This window comes from Herbaspirillum sp. SJZ107 (assembly GCF_006715485.1).
Taxonomy (GTDB): domain Bacteria; phylum Pseudomonadota; class Gammaproteobacteria; order Burkholderiales; family Burkholderiaceae_D; genus Telluria.
Genome location: NZ_VFNH01000002.1, coordinates 683,297 through 709,573 on the forward strand (window position 1 = coordinate 683,297; position 26,277 = coordinate 709,573).

At 68.0% G+C, this 26,277-nt stretch carries 19 protein-coding genes; 13 read left to right on the plus strand and 6 right to left on the minus strand.

What is annotated here, in order from left to right; genetic code table 11:
* Positions 1-487 precede the first annotated feature (487 nt).
* The gene (locus FBX97_RS12730) at positions 488-781 is read left to right on the plus strand and encodes a hypothetical protein (protein ID WP_141832133.1); all 294 of its coding nucleotides are present in this window, start codon (positions 488-490) and stop codon (positions 779-781) included.
* Positions 782-791: 10 nt separating this feature from the next.
* Here the strand turns inward: FBX97_RS12730 and FBX97_RS12735 are convergent, their stop codons facing one another.
* Entirely contained in the window at positions 792-1,631 is an 840-nt protein-coding gene (locus FBX97_RS12735) for a phytanoyl-CoA dioxygenase family protein (RefSeq protein ID WP_141832135.1), read from the minus strand.
* A gap of 129 nt (positions 1,632-1,760) precedes the next feature.
* Here FBX97_RS12735 and FBX97_RS12740 point away from each other — a divergent pair, with 129 nt between their 5' ends.
* The 6 genes from FBX97_RS12740 to urtE all read left to right on the plus strand — a co-directional run bounded on the left by FBX97_RS12740 (position 1,761) and on the right by urtE (position 8,516).
* Positions 1,761-2,870 carry a porin gene (locus FBX97_RS12740; protein WP_141832137.1) on the plus strand — a complete coding sequence of 370 codons (1,110 nt, stop codon included), beginning with the start codon at positions 1,761-1,763 and terminating at the stop codon, positions 2,868-2,870.
* A 27-nt stretch (positions 2,871-2,897) separates the two neighbouring features.
* Positions 2,898-4,154, plus strand: coding sequence for an urea ABC transporter substrate-binding protein (gene urtA / locus FBX97_RS12745; protein ID WP_141832139.1), 1,257 nt, complete (start codon positions 2,898-2,900; stop codon positions 4,152-4,154).
* Positions 4,155-4,289: 135 nt separating this feature from the next.
* A complete protein-coding gene (urtB, locus tag FBX97_RS12750; RefSeq protein ID WP_141832141.1) occupies positions 4,290-5,897 on the plus strand; it encodes an urea ABC transporter permease subunit UrtB in 1,608 nt (535 codons plus the stop codon).
* Complete coding sequence (urtC, locus tag FBX97_RS12755; RefSeq protein WP_141832143.1) at positions 5,894-7,018, plus strand: urea ABC transporter permease subunit UrtC; 1,125 nt, start codon at positions 5,894-5,896, stop codon at positions 7,016-7,018. Before urtB ends, urtC begins: the two co-directional genes overlap by 4 nt.
* The gene (urtD, locus tag FBX97_RS12760) at positions 7,015-7,803 is read left to right on the plus strand and encodes an urea ABC transporter ATP-binding protein UrtD (protein WP_141832145.1); all 789 of its coding nucleotides are present in this window, start codon (positions 7,015-7,017) and stop codon (positions 7,801-7,803) included. The genes urtC and urtD overlap by 4 nt, the downstream gene beginning before the upstream one ends.
* 14 nt (positions 7,804-7,817) lie before the next feature.
* Positions 7,818-8,516: an urea ABC transporter ATP-binding subunit UrtE gene (gene urtE / locus FBX97_RS12765; RefSeq protein ID WP_141832147.1), complete on the plus strand. Its 699-nt coding sequence runs from the start codon at positions 7,818-7,820 to the stop codon at positions 8,514-8,516.
* A gap of 28 nt (positions 8,517-8,544) precedes the next feature.
* Here the strand turns inward: urtE and FBX97_RS12770 are convergent, their stop codons facing one another.
* The 3 genes from FBX97_RS12770 to FBX97_RS12780 are packed head-to-tail and all read right to left on the minus strand — an operon-like array spanning position 8,545 to position 14,018.
* Positions 8,545-9,471, minus strand: a complete 927-nt coding sequence (locus FBX97_RS12770; RefSeq protein ID WP_141832149.1) for a response regulator transcription factor — start codon at positions 9,469-9,471, stop codon at positions 8,545-8,547.
* A complete protein-coding gene (locus FBX97_RS12775; RefSeq protein ID WP_141832151.1) occupies positions 9,464-12,901 on the minus strand; it encodes an ATP-binding protein in 3,438 nt (1,145 codons plus the stop codon). The genes FBX97_RS12770 and FBX97_RS12775 overlap by 8 nt, the downstream gene beginning before the upstream one ends.
* A 37-nt stretch (positions 12,902-12,938) precedes the next feature.
* The gene (locus tag FBX97_RS12780; protein WP_370457236.1) at positions 12,939-14,018 is read right to left on the minus strand and encodes a hypothetical protein; all 1,080 of its coding nucleotides are present in this window, start codon (positions 14,016-14,018) and stop codon (positions 12,939-12,941) included.
* A gap of 114 nt (positions 14,019-14,132) precedes the next feature.
* On the opposite strand from FBX97_RS12780, the gene FBX97_RS12785 reads away from it, so the two are divergent.
* From FBX97_RS12785 to FBX97_RS12810, 6 genes are all read left to right on the plus strand, one after another.
* Positions 14,133-14,672 (plus strand): DUF3828 domain-containing protein, encoded by a 540-nt coding sequence (locus FBX97_RS12785; RefSeq protein WP_141832153.1) that lies wholly within the window; start codon positions 14,133-14,135, stop codon positions 14,670-14,672.
* Positions 14,673-14,807: 135 nt separating this feature from the next.
* Positions 14,808-16,319 carry a hypothetical protein gene (locus FBX97_RS12790; protein ID WP_141832155.1) on the plus strand — a complete coding sequence of 504 codons (1,512 nt, stop codon included), beginning with the start codon at positions 14,808-14,810 and terminating at the stop codon, positions 16,317-16,319.
* A complete protein-coding gene (locus FBX97_RS12795; protein WP_255517448.1) occupies positions 16,316-17,824 on the plus strand; it encodes a hypothetical protein in 1,509 nt (502 codons plus the stop codon). Before FBX97_RS12790 ends, FBX97_RS12795 begins: the two co-directional genes overlap by 4 nt.
* A 15-nt stretch (positions 17,825-17,839) precedes the next feature.
* Positions 17,840-18,301 (plus strand): hypothetical protein, encoded by a 462-nt coding sequence (locus FBX97_RS12800; RefSeq protein WP_141832157.1) that lies wholly within the window; start codon positions 17,840-17,842, stop codon positions 18,299-18,301.
* 15 nt (positions 18,302-18,316) lie between these two features.
* A complete protein-coding gene (locus tag FBX97_RS12805; RefSeq protein WP_185748572.1) occupies positions 18,317-22,105 on the plus strand; it encodes a tubulin-like doman-containing protein in 3,789 nt (1,262 codons plus the stop codon).
* A 9-nt stretch (positions 22,106-22,114) separates the two neighbouring features.
* Complete coding sequence (locus tag FBX97_RS12810) at positions 22,115-23,077, plus strand: hypothetical protein (protein ID WP_141832159.1); 963 nt, start codon at positions 22,115-22,117, stop codon at positions 23,075-23,077.
* A 124-nt stretch (positions 23,078-23,201) separates the two neighbouring features.
* Here the strand turns inward: FBX97_RS12810 and FBX97_RS12815 are convergent, their stop codons facing one another.
* Complete coding sequence (locus FBX97_RS12815; protein ID WP_141832161.1) at positions 23,202-25,019, minus strand: DUF885 family protein; 1,818 nt, start codon at positions 25,017-25,019, stop codon at positions 23,202-23,204.
* Positions 25,020-25,137: 118 nt separating this feature from the next.
* Entirely contained in the window at positions 25,138-26,076 is a 939-nt protein-coding gene (locus FBX97_RS12820) for a DMT family transporter (protein ID WP_255517449.1), read from the minus strand.
* Positions 26,077-26,277 lie beyond the last annotated feature (201 nt).

Here is a 26,277-nt window from a genome sequence, read left to right on the forward strand (position 1 = left end):
CGAACGTCTTCCTGTAAGGAAGATATTTTCAGGGTGATTACTCGGCTTAGTGTACACAGGGCGGGCTATTAGGAGTATTGCCTAATAATAAAATATTTTGCAGTAGGCTCAGGAAAGTGTCTTACAGGCTCTAGAGAACGTTTCCAGTCATATTCGTTGATTGGTAGCTACAACGCCGTAATCATGGCTTCTAGCTATCGACGTGACTCAAGTTGCACAACAGCGTTTTAAGGTCGAGTCAGACAGTCAGAAATGCTTGGCGGTGGCGCTGGTTGACGCTTTCGCTGCTTCCTTCCAAACTTTTACGTCGGCCGCACTGTCCTTAACTGGCAAACACTGCCACGCCAGGGCGGCGGTGGAGATTGTTCGCGTATTCAAGAGAGCTGACGCGCTGTATGGGCGCTTCGCATAGTCGGGTGGCGGTGCGGATAGGGAGACCTCCCGACGACTGCCCCAGGCGCTCGAGTGCTACGATGAGGACGAGGTCATGCCATGCGTGCGCCATGCCTCACGGCTGATGGCCGCACATCCCGATTCGGCGCTGATGTATGAGTTGATGGCGCTCGCGATCTTTCATGTGGACTCGGCCGACGAGATGATCTCGTACGCGCTGGGCACGCTGTTGGCAGCCAGTTCGGTAGCGGTCGAACGCGGCTTGCTAACCTTTCCTGCCGGCCGAAAACATATAATCGCGCAATGCCCCGAAACCGGCTGGATCAAGGTGAAGCCCGGGCTGTCCCGGCGCTTGGCAGCCGCCGTGACGGACCGCTTGGAAAAATGACGACATCGAGTCAGTCGAAACCCCGCACCGGCAGGGCGGCACCGCGCTGGATCCAGTTGCGCGCCGAGTAGATGCTGCGCGCATCGGTCGCATGCAGCGTGAAGGCATGGCGCGACACCGGCGACCGGTTCGGTGCGGAGTAGTGCGGCAGCAGGCCGTGGAAGCACACCAGGGTGCCGGCTTTCGCTTCCAGCGGCACCGCGGTGCTGTTGTCCGGCCACGGCGTGGCGTCCAGCTTTTCCATCGTGATGTGGTCGCCCTCGCGCAGGAAGCGCTCGCGCAGCGGGCCGCGGTGGCCGCCCGGCTCGGCCCACAGGCAGCCGTTGTCGACCGTCGCGTCTTCCAGCGCGAACCAGAAGGTGGTCACGGTGATTGGCGTGCTGTCGAAGAAGGTGGCGTCCTGGTGCCAGCGCACCTCGCCGCCGATGCCCGGCTGCTTGAAGATGTACATCGATTGCCAGACCTGCGGCTGCTCCAGTCCGAGGTCGCGCGCCACGGCGGCCAGTTTGGGATCGCGGGTAAAGGCGTCGAACACCGGGTCGAGGTCGTGCATCGCGTGGCCGATCTTGTTGATCGACAGCGCCTTGGCCTGCTTCAGCTGGCCGTCCGGGCCAAAGGCCTCCTCCTCGAAGAAGCAGCGCACCGTGTTGTCCGAGCCGAGGAACCAGGCGTCGCTGGCGCGGGCCTGGTCGCGCGTGGTGAAGATGGCGCGCGATTCGGCCGGGTCGAAGGCGTCGACGATGGCTTCGGCGCGGGCGCGCAGGCGCGCGATCTCGTCCGGGGATTTGAAATCGGGGATGACGATGTAGCCGTCGCGTTGGTATCGTTCGCGCTGTGCGGTGGTCAGCATGGGGTCCTCGTTCGTGATTCTCTGCACATGATAAGACACAACTACGTAACCTGACGTATGGCCGCGGCGCTTCCCGGTGGCGATGATGAGAACACAACAACTCATCCACTCATCCACCAGGGACCAGGAATGACATCATCAGGGAAGAAGGGCTTGCTGCTGGCGCTGATCGCCATGGCGGGCACGCTGCCGGCGCTCGAGGCGCAGGCCGGCGCCACCGTGAATTTCGGGCCGGACCAGTCGGTCAGCCTCGGCTTCGGCATGCGCACCAGTTATTCCAGCGTCGAACACGGCGCGGCGGACGGCTCGCGCTCGAACGACTTCAACCTGGACAGCGCGCGCCTCTACCTCGGCGGCTCGCTGAACCGCCAGATCAAGGGCATGTTCAACACCGAGTGGGACGGTGACAAGATCCGCGTGCTGGATGCGGTCGGCGAATTCGCGTTCTCGCCCGAGCTGAACGTCTGGGCCGGACGCATGCTGTCGCCGAGCGACCGCGCCAACATGGCCGGACCCTACTATTCCCTGGGCGGCGGCTACTGGGCCGGCGTGGCCTCGCGCTACGGCTACAACGGCGGCATCTTCCGCGGCCGCGACGACGGCGTCACCGTCTGGGGCAACCTGCTGGACGGCCGCCTCGGCTATTCCTTCGGCGCCTTCGAAGGGCATACCTTCGGCATCGGTTCGCTCACCCAGAGCCAGGCCAACGCGGCCGGCCTGCGCGCCTCCGACAAGCCGATGTTCGCAGGCCGCCTGCAATACGACTTCTGGGACCCGGAGCCGGGCTACTACGGCACCGGCAACTACCTCGGCACCAAGGACATCCTCGCCGTCGGCCTGGCCGGACGCTCGCAGAAGAACGGCGTGCTGACGCCCGCCGCCGGCGGCGACTACCGCTCCTGGAGCCTCGACGTCCTGCTCGAGAAGCGCCTGCCGGGTGCAGGTGCGGTGTCGCTGGAAGGCGCCTGGTACGACTACGACACCGGCAACGTGGTGCGTGCCGAGCAGGGCAAGGCCTGGCTGGTCGGCGCCGGCTACATCGTCAACCGCTTCCAGCCCTTCGTGCGCTACCAGAAGTTCGAGGCCGACACCGGCATCGACACGCGCCAGGCCGACGCCGGCGTCAACTACGTCATCGACGGCTACAACGCCCAGCTGGCGGCGCTGTATTCGCGCACCAAGGTGACCGGCGCCGACGACCGCTCGACCTTCTCGGTCACGCTCCAGCTCCAGTACTGATTCATCATCCAATCCAAGAGGCCTACCATGTCCAACCGTCGCACTTTTCTCTCCAACCTGACCCGCAGCGCCGCCGCGGCCGCCCTGCTGGCCGGCGGAGTTTCCGCCCACGCCGCCGATACCATCAAGGTCGGCATCCTGCATTCGCTGTCCGGCACCATGGCGATTTCCGAGACCTCGCTGAAGGACACGGCGCTGATGGCGATCGACGAAATCAACGCCAGGGGCGGGGTGCTGGGCAAGAAGCTCGAGCCGGTGATCGTCGACCCGGCCTCGAACTGGCCCCTGTTCGCCGAAAAGGCGCGCCAGCTGATCGCCAAGGACAAGGTGGTCGCCATCTTCGGCTGCTGGACCTCGGTGTCGCGCAAGTCGGTGCTGCCGGTGGTGAAGGAACTCAACGGCCTGCTGTTCTACCCGGTGCAGTACGAGGGCGAGGAACTCGAGAAGAACGTGTTCTACACCGGCGCGGCGCCCAACCAGCAGGCCATTCCGGCGCTGGAATACCTGATGAGCAAGGATGGCGGCGGCGCGAAACGCTTCGTCCTGCTCGGCACCGACTACGTGTATCCGCGCACCACCAACAAGATCCTGCGCGCCTACCTGCACACCAAGGGCGTCAAGGACAGCGACATCCAGGAACTGTACACGCCGTTCGGCCATGCCGACTACCAGACCATCGTCGCCAACATCAAGAAGTTCTCGACCGGCGGCAAGACCGCGGTGATCTCGACCATCAACGGCGATTCCAACGTGCCCTTCTATAAAGAACTGGGCAACGCCGGCCTGAAGGCGACCGAGGTGCCGGTGGTGGCGTTCTCGGTCGGCGAGGAAGAGCTGCGCGGCGTCGACACCAAGCCGCTGGTCGGCCACCTGGCGGCCTGGAACTACTTCGAATCGGTCAAGAACCCGACCAACGCGGAGTTCGTCAAGAAGTGGAAGGCCTACGCCGTGGCCAGAAAGCTGCCGAACGCCGCCGGCGCCGTCACCAACGACCCGATGGAAGCGACCTACGTCGGCATCCACATGTGGGCGCAGGCGGTGGAAAAGGCCAAGTCGACCGACACCGACAAGGTGATCGCGGCGATGGCGGGGCAGAGCTTCAAGGCGCCGTCCGGCTACACGCTGGTGATGGACAAGACCAATCACCACTTGCACAAGCCGGTGATGATCGGCGAGATCAAGGGCGATGGCCAGTTCACGGTGGTGTGGAAGAGCAAGGAGCCGATCCGGGCGCAGCCGTGGAGCCCTTATATCAAGGGGAATGAGGGCAAGCAGAGCTTGTGAACGCGGCACCGCGGCACCGCGGCATTGCGGAACCGCTGAACCGCTGAACCGCTGAATCGCAACCGCAAGACGGTAACCGAAAAACCGTCGCCCCTGCGCAGGCAGGGGCGACGTGCTACTTGAATAGGCTAGATCATGAGGCGCATGCTCACATATTTCTTCGCCGCGTTGACGCTGTGCTGGGCGACCCTGGCCCAAGCCGCCATCGCCCCCACGCTGCTGCAACCCCTGGCCGGCGACGATCCCGACGCCCGCGTCGAAGCCGTCGCCCGCATCGCCGCCACCGGCAGCCCGGACGCCCGCAAGCTGCTGCAGGCGCTGCTCGACGAAGAACTGATGGCCACGCCCGCCGGCCAGCTCTTGATCGTGCACGACGGCCAGGCGGTCGACGCCGCCAGCGGGCAGGCGGTGGCGCTGCCCGACGGCGCCGGCGGCGTGGTCGTCAACAACCGCCTGCGCGGCGCGGCCGAGGCGGCACTGTCCGGCCTGGCCCTGCTGGCGCCGGCACGCGAACAGCGCCTGGCCGCCGCGCAGGCGCTGCAGGCACGCGACCTCGATCCGGCCCAGGCCCCGCTGCTGCGCCAGGCGCTCGCGCGCGAGACCGACGCGGACATCCAGGGCATCCTGCGCCAGCTGGTGGCGACGGCCGACCTGCAATCGGGCGACCCGGCCCGGCGCAAGGCGGCCGTCACGGCGCTGGCCGACAGCGGCACGCCGGCGCTGCGGCCGCAGCTGCAGGCGATCCTGGCGCGCAATCCGGACGGCACGTACATCGAAACCGACGCCGCATTGCGCACGGCCGCCGCCACGACGCTGGCCGCGATCGAACGGCGCGCCACCCGCAACGACATCGTCGCCAACCTGTTCTACGGCGTCTCGCTGGGCAGCGTACTGCTGCTGGCGGCGCTGGGCCTGGCCATTACCTTCGGCCTGATGGGCATCATCAACATGGCGCACGGCGAACTCCTCATGATCGGCGCCTACACGACCTATGTGGTGCAGTCGCTGTTCCGCCAGTACCTGCCCGGCGCCCTGGACTGGTACCTGGCGGCGGCGCTGCCGGCCGGCTTCGTCGTCGCCTTCGCGGTCGGCGTGCTGCTCGAGCGCAGCGTGATCCGCTGGCTGTACGGGCGGCCGCTGGAAACCCTGCTGGCCACCTGGGGCATCAGCCTGGTGCTGATGCAGGCGGTGCGCACGGTCTTCGGCGCCCAGAACGTCGAGGTGGCCAATCCCGCGTGGATGTCGGGCGGCGTCACCGTGCTCGGCTCGCTGGTGCTGCCGTGGAACCGGATCGCCATCATCGTCTTCGCGGTGCTGGTGGTCGGCGCGGTCTGGCTGGTGCTGAACCGCACGCGCCTCGGCCTGTTCGTGCGCGCCGTCATGCAGAACCGGCGCATGGCCGATTGCGTGGGCGTGCCCACCGGCCGCATCGACATGCTGACCTTCGGCCTCGGCTCCGGCATCGCCGGCCTGGGCGGCGTGGCGCTGTCCCAGCTCGGCAACGTCGGCCCCGACCTCGGCCAGTCCTACATCGTCGATTCCTTCATGGTGGTGGTGCTGGGCGGCGTCGGCCAGCTGGCCGGCACCGTGATCGGCGCGCTCGGCCTGGGCGAGATCAACAAGTTCCTGGAGCCGCTGGCCGGCGCCGTCATGGCCAAGATCTGCATCCTGGTCGTCATCATCATCTTCATCCAGCGCCGGCCGCAGGGCCTGTTCGCGCTGAAGGGAAGGAGCGTCGAATGAAACCGTTATTCAACAAGCGTGGCTGGACCGTGCTGGCTGCCTGCGTGCTGGTGGCCGTGCTGCTGCCGCTGCTGCACCTGGCGCTGCCGCCCGGGCATCCGCTGCACGTGTCCGGCTATGCGATGGGCCTGGTCGGCAAATTCATGTGCTACGCGCTGGCAGCGCTGGCGCTCGACCTGGTGTGGGGCTATACCGGCATCCTGTCGCTCGGCCACGGCGTGTTCTTCGCGCTCGGCGCCTATGCCCACGGCATGTACCTGATGCGCGCCATCGGCCGCGACGGCAGCTACGGCAGCCTGCTGCCCGACTTCATGGTCTTCCTCGACTGGAAGGACTACCCGTGGTACTGGGCCTTCACCGACCACTTCTGGTACTGCATGCTGCTGGTGGTGCTGGTGCCGGGACTGCTCGCCTTCGTGTTCGGCTGGTTCGCCTTCCGCTCGCGCATCAAGGGCGTGTACTTCTCGATCATCACCCAGGCCATGACCTATGCCTTCATGCTGCTGTTCTTCCGCAACGACACCGGCTTCGGCGGCAACAACGGCTTTACGGACTTCAAGCGCATCCTCGGCCATGCGATCACGGCGCCGGAGACGCGCGCCGCGCTCTACCTGGCGACGCTGGTGCTGCTGGTGGGCGCGCTGCTGCTGTGCCGCTGGATCGTCGGCTCGCGCCTGGGCCGCGTACTGCAGGGCGTGCGCGACGCGGAATCGCGCCTGATGTTCATCGGCTACGATCCGCTGGCGTTCAAGCTGTTCGTGTGGACGCTGTCGGCGGTGCTGTGCGCCATCGCCGGTGCTTTATATGTGCCGCAGGTCGGCATCATCAACCCGTCCGAGATGTCGCCGGCGAATTCGATCGAGATGGTGGTGTGGGTGGCGATCGGCGGCCGCGGCACCCTGGTCGGCCCGATCGTCGGCGCCTTTGCCGTCAACGGCCTGAAAAGCTGGTTCACGGCCGCCTTCCCCGACCTGTGGCTGTTCGCGCTCGGCCTGCTGTTCATCCTGGTCACGCTGTTCCTGCGCAAGGGGATCGTGGGCACGCTGCCGGACCTGAAACGCCTGCTGCCCGGCAGGGCAGCGAGCAAGCCGGCGCCCGGCGCCAAGGAGGAAACCGCATGAGCATCGACATGGCCATGAAACGCCCCGGCGTCGACACCAGCCACGGCGCCATCCTGTACCTGGAAGACGTGACGGTCTCCTTCGACGGCTTCCGCGCCTTGAACAGGCTGACGCTCGACATCTCGGTGGGCGAACTGCGCTGCATCATCGGCCCGAACGGCGCCGGCAAGACCACCATGATGGACGTCATCACCGGCAAGACCCGGCCCACCAGCGGCAGCGCCTGGTTCGGCCAGTCGCACGACCTGGCGCACATGACGGAATACCAGATCGCCCACGCCGGCATCGGCCGCAAGTTCCAGCGTCCGACCGTGTTCGAGCAGCACACGGTGTTCGAGAACCTGGAGCTGGCGATGAAGATGGACAAGCGGGTGCGCCCGACGCTGTTCGCGCGCCTGAGCAGCGAGCAGCGCGACCGCATCGACGCCACCTTGCGCCTGATCCGCCTGCACGGCCAGGAAGAGCGGCTGGCGGGTCTGCTGTCGCACGGCCAGAAGCAGTGGCTGGAGATCGGCATGCTCCTCATGCAGGAACCGCAGCTGATCCTGCTGGACGAGCCGGTGGCCGGCATGTCCGATGCCGAGACGGCGCGTACCGCCGAGCTGCTGAACGAATTGCGCGGCAAGCACTCGATCGTGGTGGTGGAGCACGACATGGGTTTTGTTGCCGAGATCGCGCAGCAGGGCAAGGTGACGGTGCTGCACGAGGGCGCGGTGCTGGCCGAAGGGCGCATGGACGAGGTACAGGCGCACGAGCGCGTGATCGAAGTGTATTTAGGCAGATGATTCGGGGAGACAGCATGCTGCAGGTGGAACAGGTGAACCAGTACTACGGCTCGTCGCACACGCTGCGCGGGGTGTCGCTGTCGGTGGCCAAGGGCGAATGCCTGGCCCTGCTGGGCCGCAACGGCGTCGGCAAGACCACGCTGCTGAAGTGCCTGACCGGCGTGCTGCCGGTGGCGCGCGGCAGCGTGCGCTGGAACGGCAGCGACATCACGCGCCTGAAGCCGCACCGGCGCGCCGCACGCGGCATCGCCTACGTGCCGCAGGGACGCGACATCTTCGCGCGCCTGACCGTGGAAGAGAACCTGCTGATGGGGATGGCCACGCTATCGGGCCGCGAAGCGGCGCGCATCAGCGGCGAGGTGTACGAACTGTTTCCGGTGCTGAAGGAGATGCTGGGCCGGCGCGGCGGCGATCTGTCGGGCGGGCAGCAGCAGCAGCTGGCGATCGCGCGCGCGCTGCTGGCGCGGCCGCAGCTGATCATCCTCGACGAGCCGACCGAGGGCATCCAGCCGTCGATCATCAAGGACATCGAGCGCGTGATCCGGCTGCTGCGCGAGCGCGGCGATATCGGCATCCTGCTGTGCGAGCAGTATTTCGATTTTGCGCGGGCGCTGGCGGACAAGTTCGTGGTGCTGTCGCGCGGGGAGGTGGTGGCCAGCGGGACGGCCGGGGAGATGGATGGGGAGCATGTGAGGAGACACTTGGCTGTCTGATATGGTTGGCTGAAGCACGTCAGCGGCTTTAGCCCGACGTCCGCATCTTGTTGGTCGCCAGGGTCGCCGCCGCCGTGCGCGTCTCCACCCCCAGCTTCTCGAACACATGCTCGAGGTGCTTGTTGACCGTGCGCGGGCTCATGCCCAGGATGTCGCCGATGTCGCGGTTGGTCTTGCCCTGGATGACCCAGTGCAGCACCTCGGATTCGCGCTGGGTCAGCCGGAACAGGGCCATCAGCGCCTGCACGCGCGCCGTGTCCGATTCCTCGCGCAGCACGATCATCCACTGTTCGCCGTTGCGCAGGTCGGGCGCATTGAAGACCAGGCGCGCGGCGCCGCGGATCACGGCCAGCGGCTGCGGCGCCACGCTGGTGCCCAGGCCGGCCAGCCAGGCCGCCAGCGGCGCCGGCGTGGCGGCGTCGCCGTCGTCGCCGAAATACGCCTGCATCCACTGCCGCGCCAGCGGCGTCTGCCACACGATGCGGCCGTCGTGCGGGGTCACCGCCAGCACCGCGTTCCCGAAGGCATCCAGCGCGCTGCGCGCCTGCTGCATCAGGCGCGCGGTCTGCACGTGCGCGCCGATGCGCGCCAGCACTTCGCTCTGGCGCACCGGCTTGGTCACGTAATCGGTGCCGCCGGCGCCGAAGGCGGCGACCACGTGCTCGGTCTCGGTCAGCCCCGTCATGAAGATGACCGGGATGGTGCGGGTGGCGCTGTCGGCGCGCAGCCGGCGGCAGGTCTCGAAGCCGTCCATGCCCGGCATCAGGGCGTCCAGCAGGATCACGTCCGGGACCGTCTGGCGCGCGCGCTCCAGCGCCGCCGCGCCGTTGTTCGCCACCAGCACGGTGTAGCCCGATTCATCGAGCGCATCGTGCAGCACGGCGAGGTTTTCCGGCACGTCGTCGACGATCAGCACCACCAGGCTGGCGTGGCGGTCGAAGGCTTGGTTACGCATGGTGTGCTCCGCGGTCGAGGAAGGCGGACATGGCGTCCAGGTCGAATCGTGCGGCCAGCGTGCGCAGCGCGTCGACGAAGCCGGCATGGTCGGGGCCGAGCGCGGCGATCGCATCGAGCTGGCGGTTGATGCCGCGTACATAGCCGAGCGCGATCTGGGCGCGCAAGGCTTCCACCTGTTCGGCCGGCGGGAAGACCAGCGCGGGTGCCGGCGCCGCGACCGGGGCAGGGGCTGGGGAGTCTGTCTGCGCCGTCCACGTCAGCCCGAGCCGGATGCCGATCCGCTCCAGCAGCTCGGCCACGTTGACCGGCTTGACGATGAAATCCTCGGCTGCGATGGCGGCCGGGTTGTCCAATGCCCCTTGCTCCAAATTTCCCTTCTCGTAGGCGTTGGCCGAGACGATCAGGATCGGCACCGTGACCCCGCGCTCGTGGCGCAGGATGCGGCTCGCTTCCCAGCCGTCCATCACCGGCATCGCCAGGTCCATCAGCACCAGGTCGGGCCTGGCGTCGTCGAAGCGCGCGAGGCAGTCGGCGCCGGTCTCGGCCTGCAGGATCTCGAAGCCGAGCGGCGCCAGGATGTTGACCAGCAGCTCGCGGTCGACGCGTTCGTTGTCGACCACCAGGATGCGTTTGCGCGGCCCCAGGTAGCCGCCGGGCGCGGGCGCCGGCGCGATGCGCGCGTGCGCAGGCGCGTGCACGCGCGGCAGCTGCAGGCGGACCGTGAAGCGGCTGCCGTTGCCGGGCGTGGCATCGACGGCGAGCTGGCCGCCCATCAGCTGCACCAGCATGCGGCTGATCGGCAGGCCCAGGCCGGTGCCGGCGGTGTTCGCGCTGTTGGCGGCGCTGCCGCGCGCAAACGGCTCGAAGATGCGCTCGATTTCATCCGGCAGGATGCCGGGTCCGGTATCGGTAATCTCGAAGGTCGCCATCTCGCGCGCATAGCGCACGCGGAACACGACCTCGCCGCGACCCGTGAACTTGACCGCGTTGCCGAGGATGTTCATCAGGATCTGCCCCAGGCGCTTGCGGTCGGCCCGCACCACTTCGGGCAGGGCGCCGGCGACCTCGTAGCGGAAGCCCAGCCCCTTGTCCTGCGCCTGCTGCTCGAACATGCGCACGATCTGGGCCAGGAACTCGGGCAGGGCCAGCTCCTTGATGTCGAAGCTGAACTTGCCGCCTTCGATGCGCGCGATGTCGAGCGAGCCTTCGATCAGCGACAGCAGGTGCTCGCCGCTGCCGCGGATCACACGGATCGCCTGCTGGCGGTGAGCAGGAATAGCCGGATCGTTGTCGAGCAGCTGGGCGTAGCCGAGGATGCTGTTCAGCGGCGTGCGGATCTCGTGGCTGATGCCCGCGATGTAGCGGCTCTTGGCCCCGTTGGCCTGGTCGGCCTGGCGCTTGGCCTGCTGCAGCTGGGCGTCGGTGCGGCCGTGCAGCTCGATCTCGCGCTGCAGCAGGCTGGTTTGCCGGTTCGATTCTTCCTGGGCCACGCGCCGGCTTTCGCCGGTCAGCACCAGCCACCAAGCGACGATGCCGCTGGCCAGCACCAGGGCGCTGAACACCTTCACGAAAGCCAGGCGCAGCGCCGGCAGCAGGTGGGCGCCGGCGGCGCCGATCGCGGTTTCCTCGTGCACGTACAGCAGCCCGAGCAGGCCGCCGAAGAAGCCCGCCGTCACCACCATCAGCAGCAGGTAGTGGCCGAGGCGGCTGCTCATGTAGGGCCACATCGCCGCCGGCAGCAAGGCCTTGGCCGCCTGCTCCCATTGCGCGGACAGGCGCGCGTGCGGCTTGCAGGCGTCGTCGCAGCGCGCATCGAGGCAGCAGCACAGCGAGCAGATCGGCCCCTGGTAGGCCGGGCAGTGCGCCATGTCGTCGGTTTCGTATTCCTTTTCGCAGATGCAGCAGACGCGCGTGGTGCTGCCGGCCGGCCAGCCGGGCTGGGCGCGCGCCAGGTAGTACTTGCCACGCGTGGCCCAGGCGATCAGCGGTGCGCTGATCAAGGCCGTGGCCAGCGCGATGAAAGCCGAAAAGGCTTGCGCGCGCGGCCCGAACACGCCGGCAAAGGCGGCCACCGACAGCAGCGATGCCAGCAGCATGGCGCCGACGCCGACCGGGTTGATGTCATATAAATAGGCGCGGCGGAACTCGATGCCCTTGGGGCTGAGGCCGAGCGGCTTGTTGATGACCAGGTCGGCGACGACCGCGGTGATCCACGCGATCGCGATGTTGGCATACAGGCCGAGCACCTGTTCCAGCGCCTGGAACACGTCCAGTTCCATCAGCAGCACGGCGATCAGCGCATTGAACACGGCCCACACCACGCGGCCCGGATGGCTGTGGGTCAGGCGCGCAAAGAAATTCGACCACGCCAGCGAGCCGGCATAGGCATTCGTGATGTTGATCTTGACCTGGGAGACGATCACGAACAGCGCGGTCGCCGCCACCGCCAGCGCCGGGTTGGCGAATACCTGGCGAAAGCCGGCCAGGTACATCTGGTTGGGATTGACGGCTTGCGCCAGCGTGGCGCCACCCTCGATCGCCAGCAGCGCCAGCAGCGCGCCGCCCAGCATCTTGGCCATGCCGAGCAGGATCCAGCCCGGCCCGGCGGCCAGCACGCCCAGGTGCCAGCGCACCCGGTTTGCGGGTGTGCGCTCGGGCATGAAGCGCAGGAAGTCGACCTGCTCGCCGATCTGCGTGATCAGGGCCACGCCGACCGCGGTGGCGGCGCCGAACTGCAGTATGCTGAAGCTGCCGTGGGTGCCGGAGGCACCGCCGAAATGTCCGAGCTGCGCCAGCAATTGCGGCTGCTTGACGGCGATCGCGACGAAGGGCAGGGCCAGCAGCAGCAGCCAGACCGGCTGGGTCAGCATCTGGATGCGGCTGACCAGGGTCACGCCGTGCGTCACCAGCGGGATCACGACCAGCGCGCTGACCAGGTAGCCGAGGTAGAGCGGCAGTCCGAAGTACAGCTCCAGCGCATACGCCATGATGGCCGCTTCCAGCGCGAACAGGATGAACGTAAAGGAGGCGTAGACGAAGGAGGAGATGGTCGAGCCGATGTAGCCGAAGCCGGCGCCGCGCGTCAGCAGGTCCATGTCGAGGCCGTAGTGCGCGGCGTAGTAGCTGATCGGCAGGCCGGTGAGGAAGATGATCAGGCCGATGGCGACGATGGCCCAGAACGCGTTGACGAAGCCGTAGTTGACGGCGATGGTGCCGCCGATCGCTTCCAGCACCAGGAAGGAGATCGCGCCGAAGGCGGTGTTGGCGACGCGGAACACCGACCACTTGCGGAACGAACGCGGCGTGAAGCGCAGCGCATAGTCTTCGATCGTTTCGTCGGCAACCCAGGTGTTGTAGTCGCGCCGGATCTTGACGATCCGTTGCGGCGGTTCGGGGTCGCGGGTGGGGTGGGTGGCGGCGGTAGTCATGCCGAAAAAACAAGCAAGAACCGGGCCTGATTCACCGTTAACTTTCCACGGTCCAGGCCCCATCCGCATACACCCGCTCATCGTCGAGATACACCGCATCGGTCACCGCAAACACGTCGATGTGATAGCGCGCATCCTTGCGCTTGAAGCCCGGCTTGGCATACACGCCGTGCTTGGCGCCCAGCGACAGGTGGATGCCGCACATGCGCTCGTAGGTGCCGATGTCGTCGACGCGGCGTTCGCGCGTGAAGGCGCGGTTCATGCCGAAGCCGAGTTCGCGCACCCAGACCTCGCCCTCGTCGCGGCGGATGATGTCGAGCATCTGCTGGAATTCTGGGGTGGCGTCGATCGCCTCGACCACGCGCCCGCGCTCGATCACGATGGTGACCGGCTTGTCGGGCCGGTTGACCAGGTACTGGGTGTCGCCGAACACGTGGATCTGCGCGCGGCCGCTGACGGCTTCCAGGTCCTGCGCTTCGGTGAACACTTCGCCGATCGGGAACTGGCCGCCGGCATTGGCCATCGCGCTGTAGTCGCCGACGTTCAGCTTGGCGGCTTCCAGCGGCGAATCGAAGCGCAGGACGGCGCCGCCGCCATGCACCTCGGCGCGGCGGGCGCGGTCGATACGCTGTTTGAGCGCGTGGCCGACGCCGCGGAAGTAGCGCGGATCGTAGGCCAGCGATTCGATGTAGTGCTCGCCCTGCGTGCCCGGCATGCGCGACAAGTGCACGTGCTCGATCACCTTCAGGCCCAGCTTGAACAGTTCCACGCGCAGGCGGAAGCCGTCGAGGCGGAAGTTGGACGACTGCACCAGCACCACCAGGTCGCGCGGCGCGAAGGTCTTGAACAGGGCCAGCACCTCGCTCGGCGCGACGCTGTCGAAGTCGACGAAGACGGCGTCCGGCAGGTTGCGCCGGTAAGCCTCGGCCAGCGCGCGCGCCAGCCCGGTGCGGGTGTCGTATACCACCAGCGCGCGTTGCCCGGGACTGTGTTCGAGGGCGATCGCCAGCACGTCGCGCAGGTGCGCGGTGGCGCTGTCGATGGCGGATGCGGGCAGGTCGGGGCTGGAGAGCGGGGCGGTGGTCATGGCGGCACGGATCAGGAGGCAACCCGGCATTATAAGTGCAAACAGCGGTCGAAACAGGCCCGTCCAGTGGGGGCAGCGGCGCTTGCGGCAGCGCAGGGCCGGCCGTCGCGCTTTGCTGCACAGTTGGGTTGTCAGGAGCGCATCATGTTGATTCTAAAGGGAAAATTTCTAATCTCCAAGTTTTTGGCCCCGCTCGGTGCGGCGCTGATGGTGCTCGCATTGGCCTGGATGGGCTCCGAGCAGGTGCAGGCCGCGCCGCAGCGCCAGCCGGCGCCGGATGCGGTGGCCACCGAGTTCTACGGCTGGTACCTGGACACGCTGGCGGCCGACCAGGACCCGCTCAGCGACCGCCATGCCACCTTCAACAATTACGTCGCCAGGGAGCTGACGGCGCGCCTGGTCGAACGTTTGAATACGCGCCTGGTCGGCGGCCGCGTGCCCGACACCGACTACTTCCTGCAGTCGTCCGGCTACCGGAGCGACTGGCGCCGCCACGTGGCCGCAACCACCGTGCGCCAGAGCGGTGCCGGCGCCGACGTCATCGTCACGCTGGGCGGCGAGGAGGGCGCCAAGCGGGTGCTGGCGCTGGCCATGGTGCTGGAAGCGGGCAGCTGGAAAATCCGCCAGGTGGTGCTGGCGGAAGCGAGGCCTGCCGGAAGTTCCCCCGACCCGTCCACAATTTGACCGTTGAGGTACCGCCACACGCTACTCCGTGAACAGCGCGCCGTATGCTTGACGGTGGCGCTATGATTCCAAAAGCACAACGGCCCGACATCTGCGGCGGGCCGGTGCCTTTTTGACGATCTAACGGCGGAGCTAATGGCATACCGATGGGAAACGCCAGCCAGCGTCTGGCTGGAAGACGACAGGACAGGCCAGTTCGAACTGGCCACCAGCGAAGGGCTGGGCCAACTTGGTTGGAACGCACGGGCGCAGGCGGGCGCCGTGGCTGCGCGCGTTCCTGATATTGCGCGCCTGCTCGGCGCCTCGCTGCCGGCCGGCTGCGCGCACGCGGCCATCTATCCCGAAGGCTTCGCCTTCTGCCCCGAATGCGGGCGCCCGCTGGAACGCTTTGCCGGCCGCCGCCAGCACCTGCCCGACTGGTGGGGACCCCATGCCGATGCGCTGCTGCCGCGCCACGTGCCGCACGGGTTGCCGGTTACTTCGCTGGCCCTCGGCGACAGCCTCGAGGAGCGGCCCGCGGCGCCCGTGATCGGCCGCTTCGACGACGCCATGCCGACGCCGCCCAACGCCCATTGCGTGTTTGCCGCCGCCGGCTACGGGTTTCCCGAGCAGCGCCTGCTGGCGCTGGCGCCGGGGCGCGGCGTGCTGCAATACTGGGACCCGCTGGCCGAGCTATGGCAGGTGCTGCAGCCCGAGGACGGCGCCGCCGACCTGAGTTTTACCGCCTCCGACTACGGCTGGCTGCCGGTCGCCAGCCTCGGCCACGAGCCGCGCCGCGGCGAAGTCGCGCTGCTGCCCACCGCGCACGGCCTGCGCCGCCTGTGGATCAACCCGGTCAGCGAAACCTACCGCACCGAGACCCTGCTGGCCGCGCCGCTGGTGGCCGCGCCGGGCACGATGCGGCGCCATATCGCCTGCCTGGCGCGCAATCCGGGCGGCGGCGTCAGCCTGTATGCGCTGGATGCCGACCTGGCCCCCAGCCCGGCCCAGGATTGCGGCGCGCTGCCGCTGACCGGCTGGAGCCGGCCGGTCGGCTACGACGGCCGCCTACTGTGGCTGCACCCGGAAGGGCAGCTGGCCTGGCGTCCCGGCGAGGCGCCGCAATTCCTGCCCTGGCCCGACACCTGGCTGCCCAGCCTCGACCTCGGCGGCCCGACCCTGAGCCGCGACGGCCGCATGTGGCTGATCGGGCACGATGGGCAGTCCTACTGCTTCCTCGAGCTGGGGACGGCGTCGCCCCAGCGCGAACGCATCGACGGCGCCCGCCTGGGCTTCGCCAACCTGCTGTTCCGGCGCGGCCACCCGGTGCTGGACGAGCCGTGGTCGGGCGAGCACGTCGAAGACCAGGGCGAGGACGATTCGCTGGTCTTGCCGCTGCTGCGCAGCTTCAACAACAACCGCAGCCAGCCGAGCGGGCTGGTGCTGCGCTTCCACAAATACACCGGCCGCGCGGAAGACGCGCTGGCCAACCGCGTGATCCCGCGCACCACGGTGGAGTGGATCGGCCGCAGCAATGTGATCCTCGACGAGATCGCGCGCCTGGCCCGTCCGCACGAATGCGTGCCCTTCGTGTACGCCAACCGGCTTTGGCTGCACCATCCCGACTGGAACCGGATCCGCGGCTGGCACCTGGAAGCGCTGTCGTGAGGGGCCGTACCTTGCCTTCGTTCCTGTCGCGGGCCGCGCTGCTGCTCGGCGGGCTGGTGGGCGTCGCGCAACCCGCGCTGGCGGTGCCGCAGGTGGTGCTGGTCCAGAACTCGGGCTGGATGGAACCCTTCTACAGCGACCCCACATCGCAGTTCAAGCCGCTGGTGGCGGCGCTGGCCGGCAGCGTGGCGCAGCCGGGCGACGCGCTGGTGCTGGCCGCCTTCAACCAGTCGCGTCCCGGCGCGCCCTCGCCGCGCGGGCTGCTGTCCGAATCGGTCGATGCCAAGACCGTGCAGGCGCACGTGGGTACGGCGCTGGCCGGGCTGGACCTGGCGCGCAAGCCCGGCGGCGCTGCGCTGGCCGATACCGACCTCGGCGAAGCCGTCAACGCCGCCGTCACCCAGGTCCTGCAAGGCAAGCCCGGCCTGGTCTGGCTGGTCACCAACAACCGCAACAGCCCGAACAACGACCAGGCCACGAGCGCGCGCAACCGCGAGTTCTATACGCTGATCCACCGCGGCCAGGCCATCGACAAGGCGCTGGCCTGGCCGCTGCGCATGCAGGTCGAGGGCCAGCACTACCGCGCCAACGGCTTGATGATCTACGTGTTCGCGGTCGGGCGCGAGGGCGCGCAGGCACTCGACCGCCTGCTGGCCGCCGGGCGCATCCAGCGCGTGATCACCGAGCCGCCGGCGCGCCTGAAGCCGCTGGACCGCGATACGGTGCGCTTGGTCCCGCGCAAGGTCGAGAACGCACCCGGGGTCGACTTCTCGATGGATGCGAACGGCCTGCTGCGCGCCGACGTCGCACCCGATGCGCGCAGCCCCAGCGCCAGCATCCGCTGGAATCTGGAAAACACGATTTATCCGTACACCATCGCCGGCGCCTCGCTCGCGGCGCGCTCGATGCTCGGCGGCGAGAACCACCGGATCGCGCTGGCAAACAACAATGTGGGACGGCTGGCGCCGGGCCAGGCCGCGCCGCTGGCCTCGACCATGCAGCTGCCGGTGGCGCAGCTGCCCGGCAAATGGTCGCTGGCGGCGCTGCAGTCGGCCGGCTCGGCTTACGTGCTGCCGGGACGGATCGAACTCCAGCTGCAGGGCCAGCGCCTGGAACTGTCGCAGGCTTTCCGCGACCGCATGGCCGCGCTGTTCCCCGGCGATCCGCTGCCGGACATTTTCACGCCCCCGAGCGAGATCCAGGCGTCGACCGCGGTGCTGCCGATCGAGGTGCGCGTGCACTACGGGTCCGGCCCGCTGTTCGCCGCGATCGGCGCGGCGCTGGCGCTGCTGGGACTGGGCGTGGGCGCTGCCTATGCCTATGCCCGCCCGCGGCGCGTGGTGCTGACGGTGGAAGACGAACTGCGCACCGTGCACACCCGCGCCGGGGCCACGCAACCGATCTACGACAAGGCGGGCCAGCAGGTGGCGCGCCTGAAGACGACCCTGTTCGGCAACCAGCTGCTCGACCTGCGCGAAGGCGCGCAGGTCCGGCTCGGCAGATAAATATAAAGGACACCCATGCAAGACCAGAAGACCCAGCCCACCACCGCGCCAAGCGCCGACCCCGGCTTCAAGCTGCCGGGCCAGACCCCCGACGAGGGCATGCCCAAGACCACGCCCGATACCGCCCGGCAGCCGGTCGAGATCGCGCCCGGCGGCGCCACCAATCCGTCGGCCGCGCCGCTGCGCGACACCTCGGCGCGCGACCTGGCGATTTCCGGCGCCGTGTTCCTGGTCCTGCTGGTCATCTACTTCTTCGTGCGTAACGCCTACGTGCACCACCTGGTCGTGCGCCGGGTGTCGCCTTCGTCGGCCGGGAGTGCCGGCTGGCTGCTGTTCGTCGGGCTGGGCTTCCTGTCGCTGGCGGCGGTGCTGGCAATCGTGAACGCCGCCAAATACCTGACGCTCGCGATTACCGGGCCGCTGGTGCTGGTCGGCGTGGTGACGCTGGTGGCGGCGCTGTTCGTCGGCCGCCGCTAAATAAAAGGACTCAAGATGGCAGATTTTCCCGATCCGGCAACGCTGAACGCCAACAACAAAGCCGAGCTAAAAGTCGACCTGCGCCCGACGCTGTTCATCGGCGCCGGCGGCACCGGCATGGAAGTCATGATGCGCATCCGCCGGCGCATCCTGTCGGCGGTGTGGAACCGCCAGCACCCGACACGAGTGGAATCGCTGGCCGACTTCCCGGTGGCGCGCTTCCTGCACTTCGACCTCGACAACAACGCCATCATCGACGAGGGCAAGTCGCAGCGCACCGACCCCTGGTTCGAGCTGGTCAAGCTGACCGACGAAGAGCGGCTCGTCGAGCCGCTCGACCTGCCGCAGTACCACGAGTCGGACGACAGCCTGGCGCGGTTCCCCTTGATCGAGAATTGGATGCCGCTGCGCCCGAAAAAACTGCGCTCGCTCGGCATCGACCCGTCCAAGGGCGCCGGCCAGATCCGCGCACTGGCACGGCTCTACCTGTTCGACAAGTATCCCAAGCTGCGCGGCCGCATCAAGGGCGCGCTGAATTTCCTGAGCAGTAACGCCGGCATCGAGCGCAAGGAGAATTACCAGCGCCTCGGCCTGCAGGTGGATACCTCCAAGTTCCGCATCGTCGTCATCGCCTCCAATGCCGGCGGCACCGGCGCCGGCAGCGCGATCGACCTGGGCTGGATCGCGAAAGCCATCGCGCGCCAGGAGGTGTCGGACAGCCAGGTCGACCTGGTGATGTTCCTGCCCTCGGGCTATGCCAAGGCCAACAAGGAGCGCACGGAGGCCAACGCCTATGCAACCATGATGGAACTCGAGACCACGATGCGCGACATGAACGCGCAGGTCCGCTGGATGGACCCGGACAGCGTGGTCGGGCGCGGCACGCCCTTCGACGACGTGTATTTCGTCGACACCGCCAACCTGGCCAACAAGGCGACCCAGGACGTGAAGGACGTCTACCAGATGGTGGCGGACACGCTGTTCGAGGATTTTGCTTCGGCCGACTTCGCCAACCGCAAGCGCTCGGTCGCGGTCAACCAGCAGCAGCACAAGCTCGGCCCCTACAACCCGCGCGTGCCGGAGGCGCGCTTCGGCGAGATGCGCCTGTCCTATTCGAAGGTGTATTCGGCCTTCGGCCAGGCCGTGCTCGACACCCAGCAAAGCCTGCGCGACGACATCCGCGCCTACGAACTGGCGGCGCTGATGGTCAAGGCTTTCTTTGGCCTGGCAGGCACCGACGGCGTGCAGGCGCGCCGCGCGACGGACGCCGAGCGCGACGCCTTCATGCGCGAGCAGATGGGCATGGCCGAACACCCGTTCTCGGAATTCCCGGACTTCCGCAAGGGCACCGTCGACGTCACGCCCTTCCAGGAATACGCGCTGACCGACATGCTGCTGATGGACCGCGACCAGCGCTCGCTGCTGGAACGGATCGAGAGCAAGGTGCAGCTCGAGATCGACCGCATCATGGCCTCGTACGACCTGAAACTGTGGCGCGAGAAGGTGGTCGAGCTGCTGCCCAACCTGGAACGCGACGCCATCCGCGAAGCCGGCGCCACCGCCGAGACCAGCGAAGACCGCATCAAGCGCCATACCGGCGAATTGCTGGCCAACCTGCGCCTGGGCGTGCGCGGGCGCCTGTACATGCTGCTCGACGACCGCAAGCAGGGCGGCCTGGAATTCGTGCTGTCGCTGCTGGAGCAGGTCAAGGCGCGCCTGAACCAGCGCGACCTGGCCAACGTCCAGCGCAACGGCAAGCGCTACCGCGACATCCGCGATGCCCTGCGCACGCGCCAGGTCGAGGAATCGCTGAACAACCTGACCCAGGCGGCCAGCCGCCTGTTCGGCAAGGATACCCAGGCGCGCGAAGTGATGAACCACCTGAAGCGCGACATCGCCGACTTCCTGCGCTTCCACTTGCTGGCGGTGGCGGCCGGCCAGGCGGTCGAGGTCATGCACAGCATGTCGGCCTGGCTGGGCAATCCGCAGGCACCCGACGAGCAGGGCCAGGTGCAGTGGAGCGGCATCGCCGGCGAATTCCAGGAAGGCCGGCGCGCGGTGCAGGCCATGCTTGGCGCGGTCGACCAGCGCATCGGCCAGCTGCGTGCCGACGCCCGCCACGAGCATGCCACCTACATCAAGCTGGCCAGCGACGTGCTGCCGGAACCGGTACGCCTGACCGGCGACGTCGACGGCTGGAGCGAGGAAGTCCTGAACGAATTCGGCGGCTCGGCGCGCCTGTTCCCCCAGCTCGGCGACGAACGCCTGCGGTCCGACTTGTTACTTAAACTGTTCCGGCGCGCGCAGACCCACCTGAGCGCCGAACATGCGGCCGGCGCCGAGCCGGGCGACCCGCTGCTGGAGCGCCTGGGCGCGATGTCGCCGCAGGAGCGCCACCGCGTGTTCAGCGAATGGATCAGGAGTGCCATGCCCTGGATTAATGCGCGCTTCTCGGCCGAGTTCACGCCCAGCGCCGACCAGTTCAAGTGCTTCATCGGCGTCGGCGACCCGGTTGCCTGGCGCCGCATGGAGGCCGAGATCCGCGGCGCCGTGCCGACCGGCTTCCTGCAGGGCGATGCGGTCGCCATCGTCAATACCGGCGTCGCCGGCAGGGCGGTGTGCTACATCGAACTGTCCGGCTACCCGATGACGGTGCTGCGCGGCCTGCCGACCTGGCGTGCCTCCTACCAGATCGAAAACCCGAAGATCCCGACCCACCTGCACTTCGATTCGACGCGCTTCCGCCATCCGATCTCGCCATCGATGGACGAACTGAATCGCCTGGCCGATGACTACGAATGGTTCCTGCAGGCGATCGCGCTCGGCGTGGTGCGGCGCAAGGGGGATGCCGGCGACCGCGAAGCCAGCTTCCAGCCGCGCGGCCAGTACCTGTTCGAGGTCGAGCCGGGCAGCGGCGAATGGCTCCAGATCGGCAACGAATACGCGATCCGCTCGAACGGCCTGCCTTCGTACTACCGCGAGCAGGTGATCGCGGGCGTGCGCAAGCGCCTGGCCGCGATGGGACCGCACCAGCTGGCGCTGCTGGCGGCGCTGATGCGCCACTACCAGCTGCGCGTGTACGAACCCAAGCTCGAAGTCGACGAGACCGGCGCCCAGCTGCCGTCGCCGTCGCTGCCCAACATCACCGCGCGCCGGCTGTACGACGCCTGGTTCCGGCGCGCCGTCACGCTCGATCCGACCTTGTCGCCGGCCCAGGTCGAGGCCGCGCTGGCCCAGCTCGAGCAATGGACCGACGCCGTGCCGGATTCGGCCAGCGATGCCTACAACTGGGAAGTCGAGCGCGCCGTCGACAAGCGCGTGATCAAGCCGGATGTGCTGGCCCAGGATGCGCGCGCGGCGCAGGTGCTGGAGCGGCGTGCCGGCGGTGGTGGTGCGGCCGCGGCCCCCGCTGCAGCGGGGGCCGCCCCCGGTACCGGGCCACTCGATCCGACCATCGGCGGCGGCAGCAGCGCGCCGGCAGCGTTCGTGGTCAGCCCGACCGGCGGCACGGCCGGTCTGCCGCCGGCCGCCATGCCCGGCCCCGCGGCCAGCGTGATCGGCGCCACGCCGCTGGCGGCGCGCTACAAACTGTTCATCGGCGGCAGCCAGCGCGGACCGTACGCGCAGGACGAAGTCGTGCAACTGCTGCTGCGCGGCGAGATCGACCTCAACACGCGGGTCTGGAACATGGGCTGGAATCCGCGCCAGGACAAATGGAAGACGGTCGGCGAGATGCCGGAACTGGCGGGCGCGCTCGCGTCGGCGATCCCCGATCCGGACGACGCCATTCCGGATCCGGAATAAGGGAGTGACGTGCAAGAAGATGTGATCTACCGCTGTATCAATCCGGCCTGCGCCCGGCCGATGCCGCGCCCGGTGAACTTCTGCCCCTGGTGCGGTACCGCGCAGGGGCAGGCGGCCGCGCGCGCGGGCACAGGCACGGGCGCGGAGGCGGACGTGCATGCGCGCCGTCCGGACGTCGCCGCGGCCGTTGCCGCCAATGCCGGGGCAGCCGCGGCGGCCGCCATGTCCGGCGGGCTGGATATGCCGCTGTCCGACGTACCCGTGCCACCTCCACCACCGCCACCAGAGCCACCGGCGCCACCGGCGCAGCCCAATCCGGCAACGCCCCGCAAGGGCGTCACCGCCAATGTGCGCGGCCCCGGCGTCCCGCCCAGTGCGACCGATTTCGGGCGCTCGGCATCGGCGGGCGGCAGCAACGCGCCTGGCGCCGCCCCGCCGCACCAGGAAGTGCCGCGTCCGCCGATCCCGGCGCGTCCGCCGCAGCGCCGGCCGGTGCAGCTGCGCTGGTGGATCCTGGCGCTGGCCATCCTGGCGGGCGTGTGGCTGCTGGCCAGGCCGTCGCCGAAGAAGATCGAGCGCCAGATCGACCACGCCGTGGCACTCGCAAAGGAGTGCAAGAGTAACGAAGCGCAGGCCGAGCTGATCTCGCTGGGCCGCAGCCGCGCCACCCCGGCGCAACTGGAGCAGCTGCAGAAGACGCTCAACGAGCAGTCCGCGATCTGCACCAGACGGCGCCTGCGCAACAAGGCCTGGCTCGAAGCCAGCACTGCCGCCGACGCCGCGCTGGATGCCGGCAGCGCCGAGAAGGCACGCGCACGCCTGCAGGGTTTCATCCGGCGCTGGGGGGAGGATGGCAAGACGCGCGAGCTGAAGGCGCGCATCGACGAGGCGGCGGCGCGCGAGAAGCATCCGCTGGCGGTGCCGCCGGAGCAGGGGGAGGTGGGTGTGGGACGGCGGGCGGACGGGGTGTGATGCCCTGTGGGCTTGGCAGGATTCGTTAGCCACGCACGTCGCCCCTGCCTCCGCAGGGGCGACGTGCTACTGTAGATGGCTAGAGTTCAACGAGCGTAGTCACTCACCGCTCAGCATTCACCACTCACTTCGTCGCCGCAATCCACCGGTTCACCTGCGCCTCCAGAATCGGCAACGGCAAGGTCCCGTCCCCCAGCACCACCGCATGGAAAGCCGGGAAGCTGAACTTTGCTCCCAGTGCCTTCTGCGCCTTGGCCCGCAGTTCGAGAATCTTCAGCGCGCCGATCTTGTAGGCCAGCGCCTGGCCCGGCCACACCATGTAGCGCTCGATCTGGTTGGCCGCCTCGGCCTCGCCGTAGCCCAGGTTCTCGACCGCGTACGCGATCGCCTTTTCGCGCGACCAGCCCTGGGCGTGCATGCCGGTGTCGACCACCAGGCGCACGCCGCGCAGCAGTTCGTCGTTCAGGTGGCCGAAGTAGGCGGCCGGATCTTCGTACAGTCCGAAGTCGCGGCCCAGGGTTTCGCAGTACAGTGCCCAGCCTTCGCCGTAGGCGGCGGCGCTCGGGTGCTCGGTGAAGAACTTGCGGAAGTCCGGCAGCGGCAGTTCCTTCAGCAGCGCCGCGTGCAGGTGGTGGCCCGGCACGCCTTCGTGCAGCAGCAGCGTCGACATGCCGACGGTGCTGTACTGCTTCGGATCGTTGACCACGGCCCAGAACACGCCCGGATGCGAACCGTCGGCCGCGACCGGGGTGTAGTGGTCGGAGGCGGTGGCGCGCGTCAGTTCGGGTTCGAGCTGGATGCTCAGCCTGGCCTTCGGCAACAGCGAGAAATAGGCCGGCAGCTTGCCCTCGACCGTGGCGTAGATCTCGCGGTAGCGCGCCAGCACTTCCTGGTCGGTCTTGAACGGCTTGAACTTCGCCTGCTCCTCGACCCAGTGCGGGAAGCGCTCGAGCGGCCCCTGGTAGCCCAGCTGCGGCGCCAGCGCCGCCATCTGCTGGCGGATGCGCGCGACTTCCTTCAGGCCGAGCGCGTGGATGGCGGCCGGGGTCAGGTTCAGGTTGGTGTTGTTGCGGATGCGCGCCTGGTACCAGGCGGCGCCGTCCGGCAGGGCGCCATAGCCGGCGGTCGTGCGGCCCGCTTTCAGGTAGTCGGTCTCGAGGAAGCCGACCAGGCGGCCGAGCGCGGCATCGATCTTTTCCGCAGCCTGGCGGTAGCCGGCCGCCAGGGTACGCTTGTCGGCGTCCGAGAAGCTGGCCGGCATGCGCGCCACCGGCGAATAGAACACGCTGGCGTCGGCCTTGGCGCTCCTCAGCTGGCGGAACTGCGGCAGCATGCGCTCGGTGACGATCTTCGGCTGCACCACGCCCACGCGGATGCCTTCCTTCATGTTGGCGATGGCCTGGTCGATCCAGGCCGGCAACTGCTCGAGGCGGCTCAGGTAGGCGCGGTACTGGGCTGGCGTCTCGAGCGGCTGCGAGCCGGTGCCGCCGGCGTAGTTCGCCAGGTTGCTCGGCATGTTGTCGAAATGGTTCAGCGGCAGCAGGTGCTCGGGGAATTTCTCGAGGTCGAGCTGGCTGCCGATTTCAAAGGCGAGGATGTCGTAGTTCAGGCGTCCCTTGGGTGCCAGGCGCGACGCATCGATCGTCTGCAGCTGGCGCAGCAGCGCATGGTTGTCGGCCAGGTAGCGTGCGCGCACCGTCGGTGCGATCGCCATGCCGAGCTGGTCGTCGTAGCGGCTGTCGCCGTTGGCGGTCGCGTACAGCATCGGGTCGTACTTGGCGCGCAGGTCGTAGAAGCGCGCGGCGATGCGGTCGACCTGCTGCGCGGCGGCCTGCGCCTGGGCGGCGGTCGGCGCCGCGGCCTGCACGGACATCATGGGGACAGCTGCGCCAAGGGCGGCGGCAATGACGAGCGTGCGCAGCGGCTGGACGTTGAGGGGCATGTTGAACCTTCGCAAATGAAATTCTGTGAAGGATACAACAGCTTGCGGATAAAAAAACGGCGTCCCGGCCATGAGGCAGGGACGCCGCGAACGGAAAATGATGCGCGCGCCGCGGTGCTCAGGCGCGGCGGCGCATGCTCGACAGCGCGACGCCGCCCAGGATCACGGCAAAGCCGGCCACGTGGTACAGATGCGGCGCTTCTTTCAACAGCGGCCAGGCGGCCAGCGTCGCGAACAGCGGAATCAGGTACAGGCTCATGCTGGCGCGCGTCGGGCCGGCCAGGGACACCAGGCGGTCGAAGCAGAAGTAGGCGCCCAGGCTCGGCACGACGGCCAGGAAGCCCAGCGCGATGTACAAGCGGCTGTCGCCGAAATCGGGGACGTTGCCGTGCAGGGTTTCCAGCGCGGCGAACGGCGCCAGCACCAGCGCGCCGCCGCCGATCAGCGACGCCAGCTTGACCGTGCTCGGTAGCGGCAGCAGCGGCACGCGCTTGTTGAATACCGTGTACAGCGACCAGCCGCAGCCGGCCAGCACCACCCACAGATCGCCGCGGCCGAATTCCAGCTGGCCGAGGGCGGCCGGGTTGCCCTTGGAGAGCACGATCAGCACCCCGAAGATGGCCAGCAGCATGCCGCCGGCCTGCTTGCGCTCGAGCGGCACGCGCCACACCAGGGTCTCGATCAGGGTGACCAGCGCCGGGCAGGCGGCGAAGATGATGCCGATGTTGGCAGCGCTGGTATGGCGCGCGCCGACGTATTGCGGCGCCACCGCCACGCCCATGCCGAGGCTGGCCAGCAGCAGGATGCGCGGCCAGTTGGCGAGCAAAGTATGGCGCAGCGCGTACATGCGCGGGCCGACGGTCGGCAGCAGGATCAGGAAGGCCAGCGCCCAGCGCCCGAAGGCCAGGAACACCGGTGCGATGCCGGCGCCTTGCGCCCAGCGCGCCACGATCAGGTTGGCGGCGAACAGGGCGGGGGCAATGAACATCAGCGGCAATTCGGCGGCAAAGGCATTGCCCCGGTAGCCCAGACTGCCCTGCGAAATGGCTTCGGACACGCAAACTCCTCGATGGATGGTGAGGGTGAACAAAGCGCCGACAGCGCATTCCCGGTAAGGAAGTGGCTCGGCGCATGGGTGTTTTGTGCGTTGCATCAACGCGCGCGAGAATGGTAAGGCAGTATGAATAGAATGTGCTTTTGTTCGATACCGATAACAGCGGTTTTTTCCAAGGATTTATCTTTGGAAAAGGTAAAATGA

Excerpts from the sequence above, each read along its gene's own strand:
- FBX97_RS12730 (WP_141832133.1), top strand. The coding sequence starts at position 488 with ATGCCATGCGTGCGCCATGCCTCACGGCTGATGGCCGCACATCCCGAT.
- FBX97_RS12735 (WP_141832135.1), bottom strand. The coding sequence starts at position 1,631 with ATGCTGACCACCGCACAGCGCGAACGATACCAACGCGACGGCTACATC.
- FBX97_RS12740 (WP_141832137.1), top strand. The coding sequence starts at position 1,761 with ATGACATCATCAGGGAAGAAGGGCTTGCTGCTGGCGCTGATCGCCATG.
- urtA (WP_141832139.1), top strand. The coding sequence starts at position 2,898 with ATGTCCAACCGTCGCACTTTTCTCTCCAACCTGACCCGCAGCGCCGCC.
- urtB (WP_141832141.1), top strand. The coding sequence starts at position 4,290 with ATGAGGCGCATGCTCACATATTTCTTCGCCGCGTTGACGCTGTGCTGG.
- urtC (WP_141832143.1), top strand. The coding sequence starts at position 5,894 with ATGAAACCGTTATTCAACAAGCGTGGCTGGACCGTGCTGGCTGCCTGC.
- urtD (WP_141832145.1), top strand. The coding sequence starts at position 7,015 with ATGAGCATCGACATGGCCATGAAACGCCCCGGCGTCGACACCAGCCAC.
- urtE (WP_141832147.1), top strand. The coding sequence starts at position 7,818 with ATGCTGCAGGTGGAACAGGTGAACCAGTACTACGGCTCGTCGCACACG.
- FBX97_RS12770 (WP_141832149.1), bottom strand. The coding sequence starts at position 9,471 with ATGCGTAACCAAGCCTTCGACCGCCACGCCAGCCTGGTGGTGCTGATC.
- FBX97_RS12775 (WP_141832151.1), bottom strand. The coding sequence starts at position 12,901 with ATGACTACCGCCGCCACCCACCCCACCCGCGACCCCGAACCGCCGCAA.
- FBX97_RS12780 (WP_370457236.1), bottom strand. The coding sequence starts at position 14,018 with ATGCCGGGTTGCCTCCTGATCCGTGCCGCCATGACCACCGCCCCGCTC.
- FBX97_RS12785 (WP_141832153.1), top strand. The coding sequence starts at position 14,133 with ATGTTGATTCTAAAGGGAAAATTTCTAATCTCCAAGTTTTTGGCCCCG.
- FBX97_RS12790 (WP_141832155.1), top strand. The coding sequence starts at position 14,808 with ATGGCATACCGATGGGAAACGCCAGCCAGCGTCTGGCTGGAAGACGAC.
- FBX97_RS12800 (WP_141832157.1), top strand. The coding sequence starts at position 17,840 with ATGCAAGACCAGAAGACCCAGCCCACCACCGCGCCAAGCGCCGACCCC.
- FBX97_RS12805 (WP_185748572.1), top strand. The coding sequence starts at position 18,317 with ATGGCAGATTTTCCCGATCCGGCAACGCTGAACGCCAACAACAAAGCC.
- FBX97_RS12815 (WP_141832161.1), bottom strand. The coding sequence starts at position 25,019 with ATGCCCCTCAACGTCCAGCCGCTGCGCACGCTCGTCATTGCCGCCGCC.